Origin of the sequence: Novipirellula herctigrandis (genome assembly GCA_007859835.1) — a bacterium.
Taxonomy (GTDB): Bacteria; Planctomycetota; Planctomycetia; order Pirellulales; family Pirellulaceae; genus Novipirellula_A; species Novipirellula_A herctigrandis.
In genome coordinates this window covers 6,538,464-6,564,268 of record SJPJ01000001.1, presented here as the reverse complement: position 1 = coordinate 6,564,268, position 25,805 = coordinate 6,538,464, and the positions used below count along the sequence as shown (strand labels likewise).

The 25,805-nt window shown below is 52.0% G+C and carries 16 protein-coding genes; 7 read left to right on the top strand and 9 right to left on the bottom strand.

The window, feature by feature from the left end; all coding sequences use genetic code 11:
• Positions 1-392: 392 nt before the first annotated feature.
• Positions 393-3,098: an aconitate hydratase AcnA gene (gene acnA, locus CA13_RS23955; RefSeq protein ID WP_146400975.1), complete on the bottom strand. Its 2,706-nt coding sequence runs from the start codon at positions 3,096-3,098 to the stop codon at positions 393-395.
• Positions 3,099-3,326: 228 nt separating this feature from the next.
• On the opposite strand from acnA, the gene CA13_RS23950 reads away from it, so the two are divergent.
• From CA13_RS23950 to CA13_RS23940, 3 genes are all read left to right on the top strand, one after another.
• Positions 3,327-4,181: a hypothetical protein gene (locus CA13_RS23950; protein WP_146400973.1), complete on the top strand. Its 855-nt coding sequence runs from the start codon at positions 3,327-3,329 to the stop codon at positions 4,179-4,181.
• A 146-nt stretch (positions 4,182-4,327) separates the two neighbouring features.
• Positions 4,328-6,052 carry a hypothetical protein gene (locus tag CA13_RS23945; protein WP_146400971.1) on the top strand — a complete coding sequence of 575 codons (1,725 nt, stop codon included), beginning with the start codon at positions 4,328-4,330 and terminating at the stop codon, positions 6,050-6,052.
• 30 nt (positions 6,053-6,082) lie between these two features.
• Entirely contained in the window at positions 6,083-6,877 is a 795-nt protein-coding gene (locus CA13_RS23940; protein WP_146400969.1) for an MBL fold metallo-hydrolase, read from the top strand.
• A gap of 171 nt (positions 6,878-7,048) precedes the next feature.
• Here CA13_RS23940 and CA13_RS23935 read toward each other — a convergent pair whose 3' ends face one another.
• Positions 7,049-12,673 (bottom strand): ATP-binding protein, encoded by a 5,625-nt coding sequence (locus tag CA13_RS23935; protein WP_146400968.1) that lies wholly within the window; start codon positions 12,671-12,673, stop codon positions 7,049-7,051.
• A 503-nt stretch (positions 12,674-13,176) separates the two neighbouring features.
• Between CA13_RS23935 and CA13_RS23930 the strand changes: the two genes are divergently transcribed.
• Positions 13,177-14,199 (top strand): class I SAM-dependent methyltransferase, encoded by a 1,023-nt coding sequence (locus CA13_RS23930; protein WP_146400967.1) that lies wholly within the window; start codon positions 13,177-13,179, stop codon positions 14,197-14,199.
• A 28-nt stretch (positions 14,200-14,227) separates the two neighbouring features.
• Here the strand turns inward: CA13_RS23930 and CA13_RS23925 are convergent, their stop codons facing one another.
• From CA13_RS23925 to CA13_RS23910, 4 genes are all read right to left on the bottom strand, one after another.
• Positions 14,228-15,520: an OmpP1/FadL family transporter gene (locus CA13_RS23925; protein WP_419194749.1), complete on the bottom strand. Its 1,293-nt coding sequence runs from the start codon at positions 15,518-15,520 to the stop codon at positions 14,228-14,230.
• Positions 15,521-15,685: 165 nt separating this feature from the next.
• Positions 15,686-16,792: an HD domain-containing phosphohydrolase gene (locus CA13_RS23920; RefSeq protein WP_146400965.1), complete on the bottom strand. Its 1,107-nt coding sequence runs from the start codon at positions 16,790-16,792 to the stop codon at positions 15,686-15,688.
• Positions 16,793-16,808: 16 nt separating this feature from the next.
• Complete coding sequence (locus tag CA13_RS23915; protein ID WP_146400964.1) at positions 16,809-17,177, bottom strand: Hpt domain-containing protein; 369 nt, start codon at positions 17,175-17,177, stop codon at positions 16,809-16,811.
• A gap of 462 nt (positions 17,178-17,639) precedes the next feature.
• Complete coding sequence (locus CA13_RS23910) at positions 17,640-18,314, bottom strand: DUF502 domain-containing protein (protein WP_146400963.1); 675 nt, start codon at positions 18,312-18,314, stop codon at positions 17,640-17,642.
• Between the two features lie 177 nt (positions 18,315-18,491).
• Here CA13_RS23910 and CA13_RS23905 point away from each other — a divergent pair, with 177 nt between their 5' ends.
• The gene (locus CA13_RS23905; RefSeq protein ID WP_146400962.1) at positions 18,492-19,550 is read left to right on the top strand and encodes a YSC84-related protein; all 1,059 of its coding nucleotides are present in this window, start codon (positions 18,492-18,494) and stop codon (positions 19,548-19,550) included.
• Here CA13_RS23905 and CA13_RS35565 read toward each other — a convergent pair.
• From CA13_RS35565 to CA13_RS36160, 3 genes are all read right to left on the bottom strand, one after another.
• On the bottom strand, positions 19,496-19,693 hold the full coding sequence (locus tag CA13_RS35565; protein WP_419195188.1) for a hypothetical protein: 198 nt from the start codon (positions 19,691-19,693) through the stop codon (positions 19,496-19,498). The two genes, CA13_RS23905 and CA13_RS35565, sit on opposite strands and share 55 nt — an antisense overlap.
• Before the next feature lie 91 nt (positions 19,694-19,784).
• Positions 19,785-20,009 (bottom strand): hypothetical protein, encoded by a 225-nt coding sequence (locus CA13_RS35560; RefSeq protein WP_419195187.1) that lies wholly within the window; start codon positions 20,007-20,009, stop codon positions 19,785-19,787.
• A gap of 114 nt (positions 20,010-20,123) precedes the next feature.
• Positions 20,124-20,429 carry a methyl-accepting chemotaxis protein gene (locus tag CA13_RS36160; RefSeq protein WP_473087483.1) on the bottom strand — a complete coding sequence of 102 codons (306 nt, stop codon included), beginning with the start codon at positions 20,427-20,429 and terminating at the stop codon, positions 20,124-20,126.
• 482 nt (positions 20,430-20,911) lie between these two features.
• Here CA13_RS36160 and CA13_RS23890 point away from each other — a divergent pair, with 482 nt between their 5' ends.
• Both CA13_RS23890 and CA13_RS23885 read left to right on the top strand, forming a co-directional pair.
• Positions 20,912-25,174, top strand: a complete 4,263-nt coding sequence (locus CA13_RS23890; protein ID WP_419194748.1) for an FAD-dependent oxidoreductase — start codon at positions 20,912-20,914, stop codon at positions 25,172-25,174.
• Positions 25,175-25,467: 293 nt separating this feature from the next.
• Positions 25,468-25,782 (top strand): carboxymuconolactone decarboxylase family protein, encoded by a 315-nt coding sequence (locus CA13_RS23885; protein WP_419194747.1) that lies wholly within the window; start codon positions 25,468-25,470, stop codon positions 25,780-25,782.
• Positions 25,783-25,805 lie beyond the last annotated feature (23 nt).

The window sequence follows — 25,805 nt, the reverse complement described above, 5'->3', positions numbered from 1 at the left end:
AGACCTGAGCGTAATTGAACATTCAGGCACGACACCAAGGAGGTCCACGTTTTTATTCGACTCGGGGAGACAAAGACCAATCAAACCGAAAAACGGAGCCAGAAGCGTCCTCACAGTCGCAACGGAATTATCGATTATAGTGGCAAAGTCGCCTACATTAGGTTTCGATCCCAATACGGAATCACTTTTCCTTGGGCGACGCTTCCGGCAGGCCCCAAAAAGCGACGGCAAGCCAAAAGCGACGGCAAGCCAAAAGCGACGGCAGGGAATAACAGCGACAACCTCGGAGCAGCCGAGGGCTGAACTCCGAGACGTTGCATCGGGCTGTTGGCCTGACGACCGGCGCGAGACGGTCATTCAGGTCTAGATAAGGCGATGGTGCCAACCCAAGTCTATTTAGACAAATTCCGTAGGACGGTTGGCAAAATTCCACCGTTTTGGAAGTAGCTCATTTCGACAGGTGTATCGATTCGCACTACACATGGGAACGTCTTGGTAAGGTTACTGGCATCGGTAGCATGAACCATGATCGTCGAACGTGGCTCAAGTTCGTTCGACAAATCAGGAATGTCGATGGTTTCTTCGCCGGTCAAACCGAGTGATTGCCATGTCGCTCCATCGGCGAACTCAAGCGGCAAAACGCCCATCCCAACGAGGTTGCTCCGGTGAATCCGCTCGTAGCTAGCTGCGATTACCGCCTTCACGCCCAATAACATTGTTCCCTTTGCGGCCCAGTCGCGGCTGCTGCCGGTTCCATATTCCGCACCTGCGAACACAACCAATGGCACACCATCCGCTTGGTACTTCATCGACGCATCGTAGATGCTCATCACTTCGCCATCGGGCAAATGTCGCGTCACGCCGCCTTCGGTTCCAGGTGCCATTTGGTTACGGATACGGATATTCGCGAAGGTACCCCGGACCATCACACGATCGTTCCCGCGTCGTGATCCGAAACTATTGAATTCGCGAATGGGGACGTTGGAATCTTGCAAGAACTTTCCAGCCGGTCCGTCCGATGCGATCGCTCCGGCGGGCGAAATATGGTCAGTCGTGACCGAATCGCCCAGCAGCGCCATCACGCGAGCTCCCTTGATTGGCTCGATATCACCAACGGCTTCGCCGGTCACGGAATCCAAGAAAGGTGGATGATGGATGTAGGTACTGGTATCGTCCCAAGGATAGATCGCACTATCGGCCACTTCGATCGCATTCCACTGCTCGTTGCCGGTGACCGAAGCTTCGTATTGCCCCGTGAACATCTCGGGCTCGATTGACCGGAGCATCGTTTCGCGGATTTCTTCGTTAGTCGGCCAGACGTCTTTTAAGTAGACATCATTGCCGTCGCTTCCTTTGCCCAGCGGTTCGTTGGCCAAGTCGATATCGGTCGTCCCGGCTAATGCGTAGGCGACAACGAGCGGAGGACTTGCCAAATAGTTCGCCTTGGTCAGCGGATTGACGCGTCCTTCAAAGTTACGATTACCACTCAAAACAGCCGAGGCAACTAGATCGCCTGATTTGATCGCCTTGGCAACATTTTCAGGAAGGGGGCCGCTGTTGCCGATACAAGTCGTGCAGCCATAACCGACCGTGTTGAAGCCAAGTTTGTCAAGACTTTCGCTCAGTCCCGCTTTGTCGAGGTATTCTGTGACAACCCGTGAACCTGGAGCCAAACTGGTCTTCACATGTGAGGCGACCTTCAAACCCAGCTCGGCAGCTTTCTTAGCCAACAATCCAGCACCGACCATTACCGAGGGATTGCTCGTGTTGGTGCAGGAAGTGATCGCAGCGATAACGACGGCACCGTGAGTGATCTCGCTACTATGGCCGTTGTCTTCGACCGTACCGGTTCGCTCTAAGTCGCTCTTCTGGAGACCAAATCCTGTTTTGCCAACTGGCGCAGTCAGCGACTTTTCGAACGATTGCTTCATCTCCGAAAGGGCGATGCGATCTTGCGGTCGTTTCGGCCCTGCCAAACTTGGCACAACCGTCCCAAGATCGAGTGACAACGTCTTGGTGTATTCCAGTTCTGGCCCGTCATCAGTGCGAAATAGACCTTGCTCCTTGCAGTACGTTTCGACAAGTTTGACTTGCTTTTCGCTGCGTCCCGTTTGCCGCATGTACTCAAGCGTGACATTATCGACGGGAAAGAAGCCCATCGTCGCGCCATATTCGGGTGCCATGTTGGCGATCGTTGCACGATCGGCCACACTCATCTTGTTCATCCCTGCACCGAAGAACTCGACGAACTTGCCAACGACCCCTTCTTCGCGAAGAATTTCCACGACACGAAGGACCATGTCGGTTGCCGTTGCCCCCTGTGGCAATGCGCCGATCAATTCAAAACCAATCACTTCGGGCATAAGCATATAAAGCGGCTGACCAAGCATATTCGCTTCCGCTTCGATCCCTCCGACGCCCCACCCCAGTACACCAAGGCCATTGATCATCGTCGTGTGGCTATCGGTGCCGACCAGCGTATCAGGCACTGCGACCGGGCCATCTTCGGTCTCCTGAAGGGCGACGACGCGAGCGAGATACTCGAGATTGACTTGATGGACAATCCCAACGTTAGGAGGAACAACACGGAAGTTGTCGAATGCTTTTTGCCCCCAGCGTAGGAACTCGTAGCGTTCTCGGTTGCGCTCGAATTCCCTTTCCACATTTTTACCTAACGCCAATTCGCTGCCAAAGAAGTCGACTTGAACCGAGTGGTCAATGACCAAGTCAACCGGAATCAACGGGTTGATCTTCTCAGGATCACCACCAATTCTCTCCATCGCCGACCTCATCGCCGCAAGGTCCACGATTGCGGGAACACCGGTGAAGTCTTGCAGGACGACTCGATACGGTTTGAAGGGCAACTCTTGCTTTTCAGGAGCCGCCGCGTTCCAAGCCGCGAGATTCTTGACATCTTGCTCTGTGACCGAGAAACCGTCGCAATTTCGCAGAACCGCCTCGAGCAATACTCGAATCGAGAATGGCAGTCGGCTGACTTTGCCGAGCCCCGCTTCCTCCAACTTACTAAGGCGGTAAAGGGTGGCCATGCCGTGGCCAGTGTTAAATTGATCGCGTGCACCAAAGGGATCGAAACTCACAGCTTTTTTCTCTGCCAAAATAGTCGTTAAAGATTAGGTAAATCCGCCAAGAGGAACAGTTTAGCGTTCTCAGAGCGAGTTGTCTGCAAGCTTTCTCTAGCTCAGAACGCACTCCGGGGCGGATAGGCAAAATAGGGCGATTTTGCCGTTCGTTCGGATTCTCTTGGTCATTCCGGTTCTAGCGGGTCGATACCCAGAAGCAACACGCATACCCAGAAAAGGTTCTCGATGATGATTCATACACCTGTCCGCTCCAGTATCGCGAATCGCCGCCTCCCGCTTGCAACAGCGGGTTTACGGCTGGCGATCGCCGGTGTCCTCTCGCTCGCCATTTCGAGTCAATCCTCGATACTATCGGCGTCCGATTGTGGCTGCGAGACTTGTGAAATGCCATTTGCATCGATGGACGATTGCTCCTGCGGATGCGATGTATCGGCTGCTTGCCCCCCCAAACACAATCCACTCTATCGGACCCTAGACGCCTTTGCGGGAGGCATCGAGAAACTATTTGGGCTCGATAAATGCCCACCTGCAAAAGGATTTTGTGACGAATCACTCTGCGATGGAGCCTGTGATTCGGCGCCTATCGATATCGGGATGATGTCGATTCCCGAGCCAATGATGCTCGATACACCGGGACCGCTCTATTACGAGCCAATACCTAACTCACGTGCTATGCCCCCAGCCCCGGTTCTGACGGCACCACCAGCCCCGATGTCGTCGACGCCGCTTTATTCAGCACCCCGCTCGAGCCCACGAAGCTCAACTCCACAAACAAGTATGCCACGGTCACCGATGCATATGACTGCGCCGCGGATTCAAACCGCTCCTGTCATTCCCGTGCAGCCTGAGCCGACCGTGCAGCCCAAGCCACGCCCCGAACCCAACATCCGTTCCCAACCGCGCATCCCTGAACCGCAGCCCAAAAGCGATTCGTTGTTCGATGCGTTAAACGATCCATTTACGGACGGAGTCAACAACCAACGTCGTCAATCGGTTCGCCCATCGGCTTACACTTCTTCGTCGCGGAAACAGACGATCTCAAAAGTAACATCGAGCCGACGCAGCTCAACTCAACGCTGAGAAACCCCTTAGAGCTGCAAGAACCTGAGAGCTCCGAAACCCTTAGAGCTCTGAGAAAACGACGTAATGCTTTCAGTGACCCTGACGGTCAGTTATGATCGGATCGCGATACGAACCACGTGATCCATCCTCCGCAGGCCGTCCCCATGCATCTCAATCGACGTCGATTCTTTCACCTAGCCGCAACTACCGCTAGCGTCTCCGCATTGCCCTCTTGTTCGTTTGCAGCAGATACGTCGGACGCGCCGCGATTGCCAATCGGCATGAACTTAGCCGGCATCGCCGACTACGAGCCGGGATTCCCCTTCAAGAATTTGATGTGGGGAGCCCGTGCTTGGCTCACTCGCAACGTCGATGGCCAAGGAGCTTGGAATACGGAGCAAAATGAGGCGATGGCGATCGACGCCAATGGCTATCCAGTCGAGGTTCCTTTTGAGGGCAGTGACCGAACCGAGCAAGACGTCTTCACGATCTTGCCGAACGTTTGTAAACCAGGTCGTTACGTGCTGGTTTACGAAGGCGAGGGGCAAATCGACGTCGCTGGCCGAACGAAAATTGTCGCTTCCGCGCCTGGTCGGATCGAACTTGAAATGGCCCATGCTGTTGGCGACGGCAATCTTGAGATCATTCGAATCTTGCGTAGCCAGCGTGGAAACCATCTTCGGAATATCCGCATTGTTGCCGCAGAATTCGAGCAATCGGACTTGGCCGCTGAACCCTTTTTGCCCGAAGTGGTCGACTACTGCAAACAGTTTCACGCACTACGGTTTATGGATTGGCTAGGGACCAACGACAGCATCAACGTTCATTGGGCCAACCGAAAAACGCTTGACTTTTTCACGCAAACGGGCACGCAAGGCGACGCAATCGGGTTTTGGGGTTCGCCGATGGAGCCATGGAAAAAGCGTTACGCGTCCGGTGTTGCCATCGAGTTGTGCGTTGACCTAGCCAATGCTGCAAAATGCGACGCATGGGTCTGTGTCCCACACATGGCTGACGATCAATACATCACCGAAATGGCAAAGTTGGTTCGTGACCGACTCGACCCTTCGTTGAAAGTCTATGTCGAATACAGCAACGAAGTATGGAATTGGCAATTCCAGCAAGCCCACTGGAATTTACACAGTAAGCGACTCGGTGAATTGCTCGAAAAACAAAACATCGAGGGGTGGAAACAAGGAACCACACCCGAGTTCAATGATTTCGATGTAGCCGCCAACCAAGTGGGAACGAATTTCCCTGAACGCTTGGGAATCGCCACCCACCGAATCCATGCCCTTTGGGAAAAGATTTTTGTTGGAATAGACCGTAACCGGCTTGTCAGGGTCGCCGCCGGACAAGCTGCATGGTTGGATATCACCGCCCGTTGCCTACGGACAGTGCTATCACTTGGCAAATGTGACGCGATGACCGTTGCAGGTTACTTTGGCCCCAGTGACGAAGTCTACGAAAAGTGGGCAAAGGCTGGCCCCAAGTTGACAAGCGATCAAGTCATCCAAGACATGCAACAGATCATCAAAACAGATTCCGTCGAAATGGTCAACGACATCCGTGATCTTTGCCAAGACGAAGGGGTGGATTTTCTCGTTTACGAAGGTGGCCAACACATCCAACCGAAGGGCCAGGAAGAAACGTCCTACATGCCAGCGTTAAAGGAAGCTCAATTCTCCGCAGGCATGCACGATTGTTACTTAAAGCAATTGAAACTTCACGCCGATGCCCAATGCCGTCTCTACATGGCGTTCTCCAGCATTGGTCGCCAAGGAACACGGTACGGAAGTTGGGGGCATTTACAGCGTTATGACCAACCAATCAGCGAAATGCCAAAAATGCGTGCGCTCGTCGAAGCGAACACACCCAAAAGCCAATGACGAAAGATCGATCAATGACTATCGCCTTACATGTCTTGGGACGCTACACTTTTGGCCATGGAAGTCATCGCTCTACAATCGGGAAGTAACGGCAATTGCATCTACGTCGAAACAGGCGGAGTGAAATTGCTTTTTGATGCCGGCATCAGTGGCGTGCAAGCGGAACAACGACTTGCTAGTCACGGCAAGTCGATTCGTGATGTCAACGCGTTACTTATTTCGCATGACCATAGTGACCACACCCGGTGCATGGGGGTCTATCATCGAAAATTTGGCTTGCCGATCCATGTCAGCAGGGGGACGATTCGTGCGATTAACAACAAACCACGACTTGGCCCAATGCAGAACATTCAGCTGTTTGATTCTGGCAGCACAATGGTTTTCGGCAGCGTCAAGATTGAGACGATTCGAACGCCGCATGATGCCGCCGATGGAGTTGCGTTTGTCGTCGACGATGGCTCGCATCGATTGGGAATACTGACCGATTTGGGCCACGTTTTCGATGGTCTCGACGGTGTCGTCGAATCACTCGACGCGGTGATCATGGAAAGCAACTACGACCCCATGATGCTCGACACCGGACCGTACCCCGAATCGCTTAAGAAACGGATCAGCGGTCCCAAAGGCCATTTGTCCAACAACGATTCGGCTGGTTTGCTCAAGCGAATAAAGAACGCCAAGTTGCAATGGGCTTGCCTAGCTCATCTGTCCGAACACAACAATGATCCCGAGTTGGTCTTGGACACCCACCGAAGTGCGCTTGGCAAGCAATTCCCGATATTGGTTGCTGACCGCTACGGAGCAACCGAAGTGCTAAGCGTTTAACCGCCCCAGCAATCGATAAACGTGCAAAAGATATCTTCCCGAGGTAGTGATCAACCATGCCGGGATCTGCAAGTGACTTTGAAAATCAAGGAGTTTGAAGCTAACGGATTCGTGCAATTCTCTCCGATGTCGACTCTTGCATTCGCCTACGCACCGGCATGCGGAGATGGCCTACACCACAACACAACGTTCAATGGTACCATAACGTTCAATGGTCTCGAATAGTTTGTCAGGCTGGATCGGTTTGGGCAGATGCCCGTCCATTCCAGCTTCTTTGCATTGACCCCAGATTTGGTCGCCACTATGTGCGGTCATCGCGACAATTGGCAAAGCCGACTTAACATTATGCATTGACGCTCGAATAGCCCGCGTTGCGTCCATGCCATCCATCTTTGGCATGTCGACATCCATCAAACAAATATCGAAGTCTTGCTCGGCTGCTCGCTCAACAGCCTCCTGTCCATCGTTCGCAACGACGACCTCGTAACCTTCCATTTCAAGGATGCCGACAATGACCTCTTGATTAATCACTCCATCCTCGGCGACAAGAATCCGCGCCGATCGATTTTCACAACGGCTATCATCGCTTGAACATGGATCGCCAAAGCTAACATTATTTTCTTTCGAAAGGTGTGGTTGAGATTCGCTTTCGAAACCTCGTTCGACTGTATGTCGTTCAGCAATATCTATCTCGGCAATATCTATCTCGGCAGTGTCTATCTCGGCAATATCTATCTCGGTAATATCTATCTCGGCAGTGTCTCCCTCGGCTATGGCTAGTGGGATCGTCACCGTAAACGTGCTACCGAACCCAACAGCACTTTCAAGTTCGATCGTCCCGTTCATTTTTTCTGCAAGCTCACGACAAATCGCGAGGCCTAGTCCGGTGCCTCCGAAGCGACGCGTTGTACTGCTATCGGCTTGCGAAAACGATTCGAACACTTTCTCTTGCTTCTCAATGGGGATTCCCAATCCGCTATCTTTTACTGCAATCGAAAGCATAATCGACGAATGGTCTCTTGGAGTCGCTTGCATCATAAGTGCCACACTTCCTTCGGCCGTGAACTTCAGTGCATTGCCGACAAGATTCACGATGATTTGACGAAGCTTTGAAGGGTCACCAACAAGGATTTGAGGTAAATCGGGAGCAAGCTCGCAGCTCAATTCCAACCCCTTTTGCCAGGCAGACGCTCCCATCAATCGACTCACTTCGCCCGCCAATTCCTGCGGACGAAAGGGAATTTCTTCAATCACCATTTTGCCGGCTTCAAGCTTCGAGAAGTCGAGTAAATCGTTAATAAGATTCAACAGGGATTGGCCGCTTTCCTGAACCGTATCGAGGTAGCCCTTCTGGCGTCCGTCAACGGAGCTTTGCTGAGCGAGCCGAGTCATTCCGAGAATACCGTTAAGTGGCGTCCGTATCTCGTGGCTCATCGTTGCCAAAAAGCGTCCTTTTGCTGCGTTCGCTGCATTCGCTACGGTCATCGCTTCGCGGAGCTGTTCTTCGGTTTCGTGCAACTGCGAATTCTTTTCGGCAAGTTGTTTTGCGCGATCTTCGGCTGCTTGGGTACGTTCCAGAACACGCTGTTCGAGTGTATCGTTCATTTGCCTCAGCTGAAGAAAACCATCGGCATTTTCCAAAGCCGCACCAGCGAGCGTGGTGACAAAGTCAGCAATGCGGAGTTCGTCCTTGCCGAACAAATCGGACAATTCCGAATGAGAGACCAGAATCACTGCGACGAAGTGGCCCCGAAACAGAATCGGAGCAGCCAGCGTGCTTCCATTCGCTGTATTTGGTTTACCATTCGTTTCTAGCGTATTGTCGTTTCGACAAACTGCGTACCCTTGCTGAAGTGCGACCCGGACAAGGTCGACATTTGCATCGATACGACATTGACATTGCTCATCAAACGGCAACGCGGACGCTGCTTCGAACTGAAAATCACCCTGCTCACTCCGTACCATGACGACATCGGCGTTTTGACCACGCAGTAGTCGTCGTGCCGATTCACTTGCTTCGATGTAGACACCGCTTGCCGTCAAGGCTTGCGCAATACGTCGCCCCGACTTCAACAGTGTTACAAAACGATCCGCGAGCGACAGATTCGCGTCCGCATCGCCCACGGACGGGCCCCCTTGCTGTGACGTCTCTACGGTTTTCAAAAGCTCGTCAAGACGCAGTTGATATCGCAATGGCAAAGGACCGAACTGTTCGATTTCTCGATCATGCAAGGCAGCAAGTATTTGCAGTGATTCAAGTTCTTCGGCTCGCTGCGCATAAAGTTGTGCTGCTCTCACACTCCGTTTCAAGTGTGCAACAGCCTTGCCAATATCTCCTTCAATTTCATCTAGCGCCGCGATCTCTCGCCAACAATGGGCAAGATCTGCGGGATAGAACTTCGCGATTTTCAATGCCTTTCTCGTCGCTGTTCGGGCATCGCGTATTCGTTGCTTGCGGCGATGGCCATCTCGACAATCCGTGACTTCCACTTGTTGCCGTCGAGCCGTTCCAAGCCATGCATAACAGGGACTGATATAAGTGTTCAGGTGCCCCGCATTTCGGCACCGTTCGATCGCGCCCACCAACGTGTCAATTCCGTCATTGAGTTGGCCATGATGCAAGAGAACAACGGCATACGCTAGCTGAGACTGAGCATGGCTTTGTGCATCGGGACGATCTTGCGCAGCATCTTCGGCAATCATGTCTAAAGGCAACGTTTCGGGTGAGCATCGAGCCCACACGTCGAGACTGATTCCCGAAGCCTGTAAATCGCCAATTTCACGTCCTGATTCGTACATTTTCGAAGCCCACTGAACGGCCTCCGAGAAGCACCCGATCCGATAGAACGCATTGGCCCCTTGGTAGCGAGCCATATTCATTTCCCAAAAATCGCCTGTCTGACGAAGCATCTCAACCGCTGTGTGAGAAGTTTCGATGGCGTCTTGGAATTGACATTCGGCCAACTTGACGACGCTACCATAGTGATACGATTGGCCTTGGCCCCAAACGTCGCCGCGTTGCCGGCGAATCACCAGTGATCGTTCGAAATACTGATTTGCCCGACCAAACCAACGAAGCAGACTCATCACTGGGCCATGTTCGCTGTAGACTGCCGCGAGCGTCTCTGACGGATTGTAGAGTTCGGCTTCGTTGAGCGAACGAAGATGGTTGCCCAAAGTCCAAAGTCGATGTCGACTAAACCAATACACTCGCGAAAGCTGACTGAGCAATTGCATTCTCAGACAATCCAGCGGCGTTAAGTCTCCGCGACGAGCAATCCACTTTTTCGGTGCAAATGCATGAATAACTTGTCGCGCCGTTTGGAGTGCTAAACAGAGCAGCATCGTCATCAGTGAGAGCGGCACACGAGCACCGGTCATCGATAGAGCTTGCTGGTATTCCGTCGCGGCATCGGCAAACCGACCGCGTTTAAACGCAAGTTCACCAATTTGCTGTTGGATACGAGCCTTATCGAGCGGCGTGGTTGCCAACGATAACGCTTCATGTAAATATTCGCCGGCGGCGTCGTATCGCCCGGTTAGCAAGTGAATCTCACCTAGCCCTCCCGAAATGATCAACCGCGTTGCCAAGTCATCCTGTGCCACCCACCGCTTCGCAATACACAATTGATCTTCGGCGACTGAAAGCGAATGCTTGTGCCTCGCACTTGCCGCAGCTTCGAGCGAATATTCGAGTGCCAGATCGGAGATTTCCGCTGCATCGTAGTGAAACGCCAAATCATAAACGTTATCGGGCGTGTGCTTCTTCAGATACGCGGCGGTCCTTCGATGAAGTTCTTTTCGTACATCATCCGAAACACTCGAGCAAAGTTGCCGGTGAATCGGGTCGTTCGCAAACCGAAACCACCCTTGCTGCGAATCACGCCACAACAGTCTGCGTCCGAGAGCTTCCGTGACAACCTCCAATACATCAGCGTAGCGTTGTTTGGACACATCAGCCAATATCGCAAGCTCAAAACGCTGCCCCACCACTGCGGCGGTAGATAAAACATTCAATGCACGACTAGATAGCTCATCAATTTGACATTCTAACAGTCCCGTGAAGGTCTCGTCATGACGCAGGGCATCCCTTAAGACGCCATCGGGGACCCAACCCTGATCGGTCAACTTGATGGCTTTCGAATCGATCATCCGGCGCAGCATGGCGGACGCAATCGTAACATTGCCGTCAGCAACTTCGACAATCGAACTTTTGATCGTATCGGATAGTTTTCCCGCCATCGATTCGAGATGGCGTTGCAGGGCATCATCGGAAAGTGGACCGAGATGCATTGCGTCTAGGCTTTCGCCATAGCTCAACGCATCTGCGGAATCACTCGATATAGCACAAAACAGAAAACGGGTGTCTTCATTTTGAGTTCGCTCGATCAGCGAACGAACGACATTTCGTGTCAATTCGTCCGCAGCGTGAAGATCATCAAACAGAAACGCTGCGCCCGAGGGTTCTTTCGCCAAGGCAACGAACAAGTCTTCTAACGCCACTTGAACACGCTGACCGCCATAGGCATCCGGCCCGGTGACGACCAATGAACGCTGCCAGTACGATGCGAGGTTGGGCAACAGGTCTATCAGTGTTGCCGAATGCTCTTGCGTCAATTCCGCCAAGCGAGTTGCGAGGGCAGGATCCTGATTGCAAATTGTCGTGATCGCGGAAAAAACGGTATCGAGCGATTGCAGTGGCTTGGGATTGGTCGTCGTCGAAGCCCCACCGCGCAACACTGCCATCCCAACGGACGCGGCACGCATCTCGATTTCATCAATATAATTTCGACGAACGCCGGCTTCCGGACCCGTAATCAACTGCACACAACATGTCCCCGACAACGCTGACTGGATTGCCAGTTGGGTCCGCGACAAGTCTGCTTCATAACCCACAAACGCAGCTTCTGTCATCGTTTTGCGAATGTCTGACGTCCCAACCGCATAACGCAATTCCTCATCACCGGTAGTGTCGAGATCCGCGATGTAGCGAAGATCGTCTAGCAACGCATTTGCTGTTTGATAGCGATCACGTGGATCACGAAACAACAAACGTGCAACCAAGTCATCGAGCGGTTTGGAAATGTCCAACCCGAATTCTCTCAACCGAGGTGCTTCCACACAAAGCTGCTGATTCAAATATTCGCTAGCGTTCGATGCCTCGATTGGTGCTCGGCCCGAGAGCATTGCGAACAGCATAACGCCCAAAGAATACAGATCCGATGCGGGGCTAACCTCTCGCGCCAACGAGCCGCTCGACTCAGGCGATAAAAAGGCGATGTCGTGAACATCCAACAGCGAAAAATCAATCTCGGCCAGATGATGAACCGCGGAAACATCTCGCAGTTGAACCTTACCTGATTCTTCACAATAGACACACTCACCATTGAGCCAACCATGAGTACGTGATTGAGTGTGCCAATCCGCAAGACAAGTCGCAAGCTCTATCGCAGTCGTTAATGAAGTGGCAACGTCATGCCGACGCTGAAAAACAAACTCATTGAGCGGTCGACCGCGAGGAGTTTCGATAATCCGAGAGACTCGCTCGTGAGACCCGAAAAATGCGAGTTGTTTCAAACTGCCGGTCGGTTGGCATCGTTCATTGCTTCGCCAATGCTTGTCGACGCAGCCAAACAATTCACCAGAGGTATTCGATGCATCAATCCATTCGGCGTCGAAGGATTCTGACGATCGTACCGATTGCACAACACAAGTCGCCAGGGGACCGCGGCACATAATGCCGGATACAGCAACGTAGTCGCGGAATTCGGGAAAAGGAGAGGCGACTTTGATCATCTCACTCGTGTCTTCTCGTCTATGAAATGGACGGCTTAACGGTATGGCACGAGATAGAAGTACGTCTTTGTGCCCTGTCAAAAGTTAGGTCAGAAACCCATTGCGAGCTGAATCCGCACAAGAAAAACCTTATTTTTCCCACTTTTTCTAGCCGGTTGCGAGCCCCGTCTGCAGGGCGGTGCGAGGTTGTGCCAAACCATCAAAATGAATGGAACATTTTTTTGATTTATCTCCAGAGCACTTGAGTTGTAACGACTGCAGAAGGACACCGGTCAGTCGAGACACCTTCATTGCGTAGCGGCTGCAACCTGAATAGCCACACTTGAGATCTTTATGAGGACGCCCCGTCACATGAGCTCACGAACGGGCCGAAGCAATCGCGGAAAAAGCTTGACAGTTTGGATTTCAAAGGGATATTGCCGGGGCTGCTTCGCCAAGTGTGTTCGAAAGCAACAACAATCCAGTCCCATTCCTAACTTAACCGGTCGCGGGGGCAACCAACGATGAGCTTAGCTACACAAAGTCACGTCACACCTACCTTCAGTCAACAAACCGAACCAGATCACCATCAAGATGAAAAGGGAGATCCTAGCCATGGCTTGCTTGAAGACCTGCTCGACAAAGTCCATTCCGTACTCGCGTCCCCAAACGCAAACGCCACTGAAATTGAAAACGCCGTCGATCAATTGTTTCGAGGACTAAGATCGATCCGTGAAAAAACGCCGAAGGATCAGTGGAAAGAAATGATTCAATTCGGCAGAAACCATGCCCTGTGCCAACTGGTCCATCAGGATCCCTTCACTCGCCGAGCATTCGAAAAACCACGCGGTTACGCGGGCGATGCAGTCATGATGGATTACATTTACGGCCGTGAAGAAGATTGGAATCAACCCGATGCGACGGCGCTTGGCTCGGCAATCTTCAACTATACCAGCGGAGCCCCCGCATCAGCCGGCGTGCGAGAGCGACGTTGTTACATCGCCGAATTGCTCGATCGTATCGGGCGAGAGAAATCAAACCAACATGCGCTTGCAGTCGCAGCGGGACACCTTCGCGAAGCGAGCCTTTCGTCGGCCATTCGGCGAAACCGGTTTGATCGATTCGTTGCGATGGATGCAGACGCACAGAGCCTCGAAGAGATCCAACAAGCGTATGGTCGATTCGGAGTTGATGCGGTCGTTGCCAATATTCGACGAATGTTGACTGGACGGCTTGACCTAGGCACCTTTGACTTGATTTACACGACTGGCCTTTACGACTACTTGGCTGATTCCACGGCGAAGCGTTTGACTGCAAACCTGTTCGACCATGTTCGGCCAGGTGGACGGTTGGTTATCGCGAATTTTCTTCCCGAAATTCGCGACGTCGGTTACATGGAAATGTATATGGATTGGCACCTTATCTACCGAAGCCGCGGCCAGATGATGGTGTTGGCGGATGACTTGGATCAATCAAGCGTTGAAGAAGTTCGAATCGTCGCCGAGAGCAACGAGAATGTGGTCATCATGGAAATGACCAAACGCTGAAACGGATCGCGTAAGGCTTAGCTGTTTTCTAAAAACGACGCATCGCACTAAGGAAAACCATGTGCGTTTGCGTCTTTAGAATTGCATCCGAAAAGTCGCCACCTGGATAAACACTCGTAGCGGTATACACATTAGGCGCGAATGCGAATTGATAGGCCGTATCAATCTCCCAGCCTGAATGCTTGAAACCATAACCAGCCGAAAAATGGTGCTCGAGCGTCGTTTGCAGGTAGGTCGAAGCGGTCGAGGGCGGCACGGGGTTATCTTGATATCGGTATCCCAATCGGACCGTTTGGTTGGAACCAAAATCACGCTCGTAACCAGCACTCACGACCAGCGAATCCTCCCATAGAAGCGGGAACACTTCGTCAATCGATGGTCCTGCAACAGCCTCAAAAACAGGATTGCTTGGGTTCGTAAACGTCAAGCTTGCATTATCGTATGCATCGGACCAGTCTTCCCAAATGAAATCGATTGCGACGCGTTGACGTGCATCGACTTGGTGCATCATCCCGATGCCGACCGACCGAGCCCACGCCAAACCTACATTCACGTCGTAGTCACTATCCCCTAGACCGGCAATGGCAACATTAGCTTTCCCGTTGGAAGTGAATTCGTTTTGACTCTGGTAGCGAACGCCAATGGTGGTCTGGTCTGAAACGGCGTACTGCATGCCACAGGACCACGATAGCGCCGACCCCGTACTTTGCAGATCAAGCATCGTTGGGGTTCCACGCAGCGGCATCGAATTCAAATAGTATGGTCCCTCGATTTCGAGGTGGCTTGCTGCTAAACCAAAGGTTCCACCCACCGTTAGTCTGTCTGTCAATCGAAGTGATAGACCGGGCAGGATCCGGACCAGGGCGCCGAACGAAAAATAGTGATGTTCCCCGGGAAGAGTAGCAGGGGGGCCCTGCAAATCATAATCGGACGCAAATCCAGCCGGAGCGAAGGCACCAAATCCGAACACGATGTCGTCATTGATTCGCCGGCCAATCATGAGGTGCCCTAAACCAGCGGGATTGTCGTATGCGTGCGTCTTGGAGTTGTCAGCATCCTGATAGTTCATGTCGGTGAATAGCCCGACTCCCCCCACATCAAGGTAGGTGTCATCATTGGAACCATACCCAAGAAGCGACTGCATGCCGGCGGTATTGTCCATCAAGATGACACCATTGTCACCAAAAGCTAGGTTCGTTCCGCCACGCCCCGCCGATCGAGCGGACAAGGCATTGCTAATGGTTCCGGCGGCGGATGCAGGAATTGCAGCTACGAGAACGAGCAGCAATGCCACATGCGAACAAATGCTTTTTGAAATCACGATTACCCCTAAGTACAACGATTACCTGCATCGGGCACGGCGTTTCCACAGCGTAAAAAAGCGGCCGCTGCAACACGCCCCGATAATTCAAGGATCGGAGGGGAAAGGGATGGGGATTTTCACCAACACGGTTAGATAATTGGCACCGCTCGACGCATGTTCTGATTACACCGATTGCGGTGTCTGTGCGGTCGCTGCGGGAACATCCTTGCACCTAAACATTGGCATAAACTCCGAGTCTTCCTTTTCCGGAGTATCGTTCATCGATTTTTTGATTTCCTTGAAATCGGACTCAAGTTTCAAGAACGCACGAACCAGATTAGGATCGAAATGCGTGCCCGATCCTTCGGAAATGATGTCGACAGCCTTTTGATGGTTGTATGCTGGTTTATAGACACGGTGGCTGGTCAAGGCATCGTAAACGTCAGCAATCGCCACAATGCGACCGCAAAGAGGAATGTCTTCGCCAGCAAGCCCATTTGGGTACCCCGCTCCGTCCCAACGCTCATGATGCGTCATTGCAATCTCATACGCCATTTGTAAGAAGACCGCTTCAGGATGAGCTTCGGCCACAGCCTGAAGCGTATCGCCACCAATTTTGGCATGCTGAGTCATGATCGAAAATTCCGCTTCGGTCAGTCTTCCTGGCTTCAGAAGAATGCGATCAGGAATCCCCACTTTGCCGATGTCGTGCAATGGGCTCGTTTCGTAAATCGACTGTATATAGATTCCATCGATCTTATTTTGATATTCGGGCCAAGTAGCAAGCTCGAGTGAAAGCAATCGACAATACTCACGAATGCGATCCAGATGGCTACCGGTGTCATGGTCGCGACTATCCGCTAACTTTGCGAGTGCAAAGATCATCAAATCGCGACTCTCGAGCATCAGGATCCGCTCGCCAGCACGAATTCGCATTTGCATTTCGCTTGGCGAAAACGGTTTGGCAATGTAATCATCAGCTCCGGCGTCAAGTCCCTTTACGACGCTAGCGGTGTCGCTGCGGCCGGTTAACAGAATCACGTATGTGTAGCCGCACGAACCGCGTCGACGAATTTCCCGGCATAGGTCGATACCGTTCATTTCCGGCATCTCGACATCCGAGATCACAATTCGATATTTTCCGCTACGCACGTATTGAAGTGCGTCCATCCCATTGAGTGCAATCGTGGATGAATAGCCAAACTGCGATAACGCATGGCTTAGCGTTTCCGCCGCGATCGGATCGTCGTCAACCACCAGGATTTGAATTGGACTTGCCTGTTTATTCATGTTTGCGGTCCCGCATTTAGATCAGGTTCGCCAAACCGAGTTGTTGGACTTGACGCACTTCATCATGCAACATTCGCATCTCGCCAAGTATCGCGAGCAACTTCGATGTGGGATCGGTATGAGCCCGTTGTTCAAGTTCTGCTGCACACTGGGCTACTCGAGGAATCGCCATGGTTTGAGCAGTCCCCTTATGACGATGCGCCAGCGACGCGATCGCTGGTTTATCTCCGAGACGGACCGTTGATTCCATAAGATCAAAATCCGCGTTCGCTGTGTCAACGAATCGTTTCAGCATGCGTTCTGCCATGGGAATGCTTCCCATCATCCGATCAATCAACTCATCCCGATTCACCACCGGCGCCGACCGTTCTGTTGACGAATTCATCAAATGTCCCTTTTTGCGGATCGTTCTCTCATCGCATGAATTATGCAACGACCAAAAGAAACTCCGCTTTCAGGGAAATGCTACGTTCCGGTTAAGGAATAACCTGACGTTTGTTATCAAAAAGATGCCATGGAATCGCTGAGAATCGGGCAATCACTTACCCCAACTCCTATGATCGTTGCAACGGGAACACGCGAAACTGGTTCCATGGGAAACGAGCAGACAAACCGCTTGCCGTTTGTATATTATGTTCGGCATTGAAGTCCGATTCTTCATTGACGGCCTTTTGCACTCGGCGGAAGTCGGCTTTCATTTCCTCGGCGGCGAGCCTTAGAGCAACCAAGACGTTCCCCTGCGTTTTTGTTGCTACCCCTTCCTCGACGACCGACATCGAAGCAGCAAAAGCCTCTGCTTTTTCTCAACAAGATCTGTTGCGCAACAAGAAAACGAGCGGGCACAAGGTTACTCACCAGGAGATTTGGGAACAAAGCTCCCGGCTGGAGCATTCCCCAAAGCTGGAAACTTCACGCCTTCGAGAACCGTCTGTGAATCACGCCCGAGACGCTCGAAGATCCCGAGGGTCTCATTAAAGTCGATGTCGGTTGGAAAAACACGATCCTTCGGAACCAACATCACCGCACCAATCCACGTGTCCGGCGCACCTGGTGCATAAATAACCACTAGACCATTATCTAGGCGATCCGCTTCAAAGGCCAACCGGTAGCCATCAACGCTCAAAACCACCACCGGCGTCAGCGACGGGCCGATACTTTCGTGCCTTAAATTTCCCGCCAACAAATCTTTATAGATCGCGTATTTGGGAAATACGATGGTTAATTGCTTTTCAATCGTTTCCGAGAATTTACGACCGATAGCGCGTCGAGCGGCGATACCGGCGGCAAAACATAGCAACACGATCACGGTAACCGACAACGAAAATAGGAATGTGATACCAACGGGTGTATTCAGCGGTAACCAATCCGGTAACGCATCATGCAGTGGCACCGCCACTGCGGAAACAATGTTGTAGACATACCCCAACAGACCGATAACAACCGCCAACGGAAGCAGAAAAAAGAGTCCCCCAATCGCCGTCGCCCGTAAAAAACCGATCGACTTGGTTAAATTGTCTCGCATGGTTCACATTCGCCCTGGAACGGTAGATTTCGCATTACCCAATCTAGTATCGGCACAATTCCAAGCATTTCGGGCGCACTGAAACGGATTTTTTCGTGTTTTGACGACGCTGCCAATCGATTACACTCGCGTCTTGGCCGCCTCTTGATCCCATTCGTCAATACGGACACAAACGTCATGATTCGACACGCTTACCTGATTGCCGTCTTCATCACGGCCTTCTCGATCTTGATCTCGCCCACTGCCAACGCTCAATCCGCCTTAAACGAAGAACAAATCGTTCAGGCATCCTCTGCGATATTGACCGCAACGATGGCGACCCCTGGGAACCGGATTCCACAGGCGATGCTCACCAACGCATCCGGCGTGGCGATCATTCCCAACGTCGTCAAAGGAAGTTTTATTGTCGGAGCACGGCACGGACGCGGCTTGCTATTTGTCCGTGAAGCCGACGGAATTTGGCATGCTCCCGTCTTCATCACGTTGACTGGCGGAAACGTCGGATGGCAAGTCGGTGTCCAATCCTCCGACATCATCCTCGTTTTCAAAACGCCTCGGAGTATCCAAGGTTTGCTTTCGGGCAAGCTTACCCTTGGCGGCGATGCATCCGCTGCGGCGGGACCGTTGGGCCGGCAAACCGGCATTGCTACGGACGGACAACTTCAAGCTGAAATCTATACCTATTCGCGAAGCCGAGGCCTGTTCGCGGGTGTATCGCTTGACGGATCGATGGTTCAAGTTGACCAATTTGCGACCAGTGCCTACTACCCCATCCCCTCTGCCGGGCAACCCGTTGTGGTGCCTCCATCCGCATTGAAGCTCACTTCGGACGTGGCCGCTTATGCGTCGGGTGGCGTTCCTGATCCAACATCATCAGTCGCACAACAGACACCATTGCCTCTTCACACTGAACTTGCACAGCAAAACAGTGCGTCGGAGGCAGACGTCCTGCGCAGTCAATTGACTCAGCTTGCACCCGAGCTGTATAGACTTCTAGATGACCAATGGAAAAACTATTTGGCTCTTCCATCGTCAATGTTCCTTGGGACAACCCATCCGAATCCGCAAGAGATTCAAACCGTCGTCGAACATTTTGATAGGGTCTCAGCAGACCCGCGTTTTGCCTCGCTGACGACACGTCCTGAGTTTCAGTCCATCGACGGATTGCTCAAGCATTATTATCAATCGTTAACGGCATCGGGATCGTTCATCCAATTGCCGCCACCACCACAATAGCGACCCGCTCGGCTAGCTAGCTGTTTGATTGCCTTTTTCCGTAAAAATCGATCGAGCGAATCAAAAACGCCGTCGCTGCCTTGTTCCATGTGCTCTAGTGCTGCTAACAATCGATCCCCCATAACGTTTTCGGATTGAAGCATATCGAAAACGTTCTTGGTTCCATCATGAACGTGACTATGCGACGTATCCAGACTTCCAAACGACGGCGTGGAAGCAAACGAGTCTTTCCCATCACCCGAGTCGTACCATTTTCCAAGTCGGCAATTTGTGGTGATCCACAAAGTCAAACGCTGGCTTATTATCGATAACGCATAGGTACGTGTTGACCTTCCAAATGATATGATCCAATTTCGCCAAGCACATGAACGCGCGATCATTCTCATTTTCGACTCCCACTGTGGCCTCGGCATTCATCTCGCCGGTCTCATGGATACGCGAATTTAGGCCAGCGACCATTTCGCATATCTGTTTACTTTACTGATCGACACCGTACATTTGTTTTGTCACTTCCTTTGATTTGATAAGCGTCGATCCGATGCACTCTCGGACGCTCTTTGCCGCAGCCTTGGTTTAATTGAAAAGTGCCTTGACTTCGCTGGCGACGACGGCGAAACTGCGTCCCGCTTCGCCGGCACGGACTGCTTCGATCGTTGCATTGAGTGCCAACAAATTTGTCTGCTCTGCAATGTCTTGGATCATGCCGACGAATTGTATCATCTCCTTTAGCTGAGTCTCCGATTCGTCGACCACTGTTCTCATTTGAGACAACACATCACTCAACTCGAGCGTATCCCCATCAATCAAATTCGATTCATTCGACAATTGCCGACACTTCCCCTCAGTTCGTCGACTATTTTCCAATTTGTCGCGGTTCACCGTTACAGCATTGCCCAAGTTCGCCTGTACACGGGCAAGACCATCCCGCAGTTGCTAGTTTTCACGCCGGAGCATCTCAATCAATTGGCTCGGCTCCAATGCATCCACTTGTCTCTGATGCTGTTCGATCATCTTACCCGTCTAAATCCTAGAAACTTAAAGTGACAAATATTTACAAAACCATTGTTTGCGTTTTTGGCTCGTGCCGAAGTAATTGCGGAACGAATTGACAATCGTCAACAATCTTGCATACCAAAGAGCTGCGCCCCCCCATACTTGACTCACCACCCGCTCAAACCGGTACGATCATGGCAAATGGATCGAATAGTCAAGTTAATCGCAGGGATGCCCAGAGCCGTGCGAGAGACAGCGGTGCAGTGCCGCTGGTTGACATGTGATCTCCGACCACTCGCGATGTTGGATCTGATAGAATGGGAGGAGCGATTTCCCACCCCATCTCTTGCCCTTTCCCGAGTTCGTCAATGAAACTCTTTCTGGAACGCCCGTTAGCAAAAATTGTTTTGATCAGTCTTTTTGTTTGTACGGGTCCGTTACAAACCAGCCGTGCGGAAACAACCATCCTTGAAACAGCACGCGATATCCCGGTTTGCTACGACGTCGATGTTGTCGTTGTTGGCGGAACCACCGGCGCGGTTCGCGCCGCGATCGCGGCGGCCGACAATGGCGCCTCCGTCTTTCTAGCTGCACCACGTCCCTATCTCGGCGAAGACGTATGTGGAACTCTGCGGTTGTGGCTAGACGAGAACGAAAAGCCAAACGGCGAACTCGAGAAAAAACTCTTTGAGGTGACGACACCTCATTCGGACTGGGAGCGCGGGATGCCACTTAGCTACCAAGCGGATCAGCCTAGCGACTCCGTTCATCGTGATACTGCCCCCCCTTCGCGATTGACCGATCGGAGATATTCCAGTGCAGCAAACGACTCGGTCCAATTCAGCAACGACGTTACGATCGTCGCCAACCTCGAAAGCAACCAACGGGTCAAACAGTTGCATTTGTTGTCCTATCAACGCGACGGTGTATTTGAAGTCGCTGATGTTCAAGTTTGGACATCACCCAACGGTACACTTTGGCGAGACTTGGGCACGATCAAGAATCCCAAACTCGACATGGGGGGTTCTGAAAACACGCCAATTGATTTGTCACTTACCATCGAACAACCCTGTAAATTCATCAAGCTTTTGGTTCGCAAAACGGAACGAGCCGAGCGAATGCTATTGGCGGAGTTAGTGGTCGTCGGCGACGAACCTGCGATGGAAGCCGAAGCAAAAAATCGCCCACCCACGCCGATGCAAATCAAATACACGCTTGATCAAGCGCTAATCGATGCGCGGATACCGTTCCTATATGGATCACCTGTGACCGATGTTTTGCATGATGCCCAAGGCGAACTTGCAGGCGTCGTGATCGCCAATCGGGCTGGCCGTCAAGTCGTGAAAGCCAAGATGGTAATCGACGCTACGTCACGAGCCTCCGTAGCCCGAATCGCGGGTGCATCGTTTACCGATTACCCCAGTGGTTCTCACACTTTTGAGCGGATTGTCGTTGGTGGCGAACCAAAAGCATCATCCGCGTTGAAGGTCAGGAAGGCCGATGTGCAATTTTACTCTGCCAAAGGACCGCACGATGTGTTCGTTTGCACGATGGATATCCCGATGAAAGATTCTGGATTTGCATCTTTCGCCGAGGCTGAACAAATCATGCGAGAGGCGACTTTCGACGCGGCTTTGGCTGACGAATCGGATGTCCTTTTCGAATTGCCACCGGATTCGATTGTTTCGGCTGCCAACGTCGAACAGCGTTCCTTTGATCCCGAAACGATTGCACTGGAAGCCTGTCAACCGAAGAAGATGCCTCGTTTGTATGTGCTTGGAGCGATGGCAGACGTGTCACGTGGCGTTGCGGAACAATTGATCCGGCCACTTAACTTAATGCGTCTTGGTAAACGAATCGGTGCTTCGGCAGCCGAACGAGCAAGGTCCATCCCAACAACAGAATCGGTGACCATTTCCGCATCCCCCGCCTCGAAAACGAATACGTATGCGGAAGTCAAAGAATTCTTGCAAGGCGTTCGACCAACCGACAGGAATCGACCGGTGGTTCATTCGCCCGATCGTGCTCTACCAATTTTGGGGCAATACGACGTCGTGGTTGTCGGCGGGGGAACCGGTGGTGCGCCAGCCGCGATCGCTGCTGGGCGACGGGGCTCCAAAACATTGCTTATCGAATATCAAGACCATCTCGGTGGCGTTGGGACGCTTGGCCTGATCAGCAGCTACTATCACGGGTACCGTAAAGGTTTTAGTAGCGAAGTCGATCAAGGTGTTGAATTGATGGGTGGGCCACAGCGTCATGGGGGCTGGAACCCTGTGACCAAACGCGAATATTGGCGGCGTGAAGCGAGAACAGCGGGTTGCGATATTTGGTTCTCAACACTTGGCTGCGGCACTTTGGTCAGTGGCAATTTCGTCAAAGGGGTTGTTGTTGTGACGCCGCAAGGTCGAGGCGTAGTTTTAGCGAAAACCGTTGTCGATTCGACCGGCAATGCCGATGTCGCGGCCGCCGCCGGAGCTGCCACCATTTCCACGTCCGCGGATCATGTTGCTATGCAAGGGACCGGATTGTCACCACGAGCACTGGGAACCGGATACACCAATACGGATTACTCGTTTTCCGACGAATCGGACCCGATAGACCAGTGGCGTATGATTGTTTCGGCACGCGAGAAATACAAAGACGCCTACGACATTTCTCCGTTCATTGATTCGCGTGAACGCCGGCGGATTGTTGGTGAGACGTTTATCACTCCGCTCGATTTGATGAACAACCGGACTTACTATGACACCATCGCCATGCATCAAAGCAATTTTGATACCCATGGATTTACCGTTCATCCTGTTTTCTTAATCCACTTTCCCGATAAGAAACAAATGACGGTTCCGGTTCCCTATCGAGCTCTGTTACCTAAAGATCTCGATGGCGTTTTGGTAACGGGCTTGGGCATCAGTGCTGATCGCGATGCCATGCCGATTCTGAGAATGCAAGCGTGCATACAAAACCAAGGCTATGCAGCCGGATTGGCGGCATCGATGGCCGCAACACAGAATACATCTCTGCGATCGATTGATATCCCGGCATTGCAAAAGCACTTGGTTCAGATCGGTTCTCTCGAACCCAACGTGCTTGATCAACAAGATTCACCGCCGCCCTCGATCGATACGGTCAAAGCGGCGGTGCAGTCCGTGATCCTCGACTACCGTGGACTTTCGATCATTTTGGACCAAAGTGATACTGCGATACCGATGCTCCGCACCGCTTACGCTGCGCAGTCCGACGAAAGCAACCGATTGATTTATGCCAATATTCTCGGCATGCTTGGCGATCCCACCGGAAGCGAATTACTTGCCAAGACCATCAACGAATCGAGATGGGATGAAGGTTGGAATTTCCGTGGCATGGGACAATTCGGCGGCAGCCTATCACGACTCGACTCCCTCATCATTGCACTCGGGCGATCGCAAAGCCCAATCGCACTCGAATCCATTTTACAAAAACTAGAACAACTCGATGCATCATCCGAGTTTTCGCATCACCGCGCCGTCGCGATTGGGCTGGAAACGCTCGCCAATCGACAAGCTGCTGCTCCGCTGGCAAACCTATTATTGAAACCTGGCATGAGCGGGCATGCGATCACCGATATCGCTGCGAAAGAGAAATCGGCGGGCAATGAAAAACGATCCCAACCGCTGCGTGAAATCATCCTTGCTCGCGCACTCTATCGCTGTGGTGACAAAGAGGGGCTCGGCGAAAAACTCCTTAGCACCTACGCAAAAGATCTGCGAGGCCTCTTCGCTCAGCACGCCACAGCTGTGCTTGCGGAGGAGCTTGCAGGGGAGCCTTCGAGGGCGAATAAGAAACCGGAATCCAAACCGCTGTTTCCACAAACGCCGGGGATGGTTTCTTATACGTATCGCAACGAGTTCACTACCGATTTCGAAGGGACGCTTGATACGATCCGCTCACTCGGTGTGATCGATATGGAGTTCTCCAACCTGTTCGGAAAAACAGCAAGCGAGATTCGCGCGATGCTCGATCAACGAGGTATGAAATGCTCGTCATTTGGAGTGAGCTATAACGACGCCAGAAACAACATTCGCCAAGTTGCCGAGAACGCAAAAACGCTCGGTGCAAAATTTGTGCGAGTCGCCTGGATCCCCAATCGCCAACCCTTCACCTATGAATTTGCTCAGCAAACCGCACGCGAGTTCAATGAAATTGGTAAAGAGCTAAAGGAAAAACACGGATTAACGTTCTGTTACCACAACCACGGTTTCGAGTTCATCCCTTACCAAGACGGGACACTGTTTGATGTGCTAATGGCTAATACGGACCCGAAATATGTCTTTATCGAATTGGACATTCTTTGGGCGTACTTTCCCGGTGCCGATCCACCGGAACTACTTCGCCGCTATGGTGATCGCATCAAGTTGATTCATTTGAAGGATCTCAAAAAGGGAGTCCAAGGCGACCTCTCAGGCCATACTTCGCCCGAAAACGATGTCGCTTTGGGGACCGGACAATTGGACATTCCGGCTATCTTGATTGCAGCAAAGCAAGCCGGGGTCGAGCATTACTATATTGAAGACGAAAGCCCTTCTATCGAAACGCAAGTTCCCCAAACCATCCGCTATCTAAAGTCGCTTTCAACGAAAACCAAACCATGAATACGGAACACCTATTCCCGTAAGCATCCATCACGAAACCGCACGACTTTGGATCGGTTTGCATGATGGTTCCACGGACTTGTCATACATCCAAATCCATCATGGATGCATCGGCTGTTCTTTACTGAATCGTAAATGTTATGATTCCGTTGTTACCCAAAACGGGCCGCGGACGAGTTACAAAGTAGGAGGCCAAGAACGAGACCTTCATCAACAATGACCAAACCAAACAGATGCTCTTCTAGAATAAACGCGATCCGTTTGCCTATCTCCTTTACTAAAAGACCGTTTCCATGATTCCGAAACCATACAAACAAATGCACATCGACCACCCCGAGTTGATGCAAGCCTATGAAGCATTCGGCAAGGCAACGCGTGAATCAGGGCCGTTATCCGAACGCGAGATTGCGTTAGTGAAACTCGGCATCTCGATCGGCGCAGCCTTGGAAGGCGGAGCCCATTCGCATTGTCGAAAGGCGCTCGAAGCAGGCTGCACCGCAGACGACCTTCGCCACGTTGCCATTCTTACTGGCCCAACCATCGGGTTCCCAACCATGATGCGTGCACGAAGCTGGGTCGAAGATGTCGTGTCAAAACCGAAATCGTGACTGTCAACGAAGCAAAGCCTCTT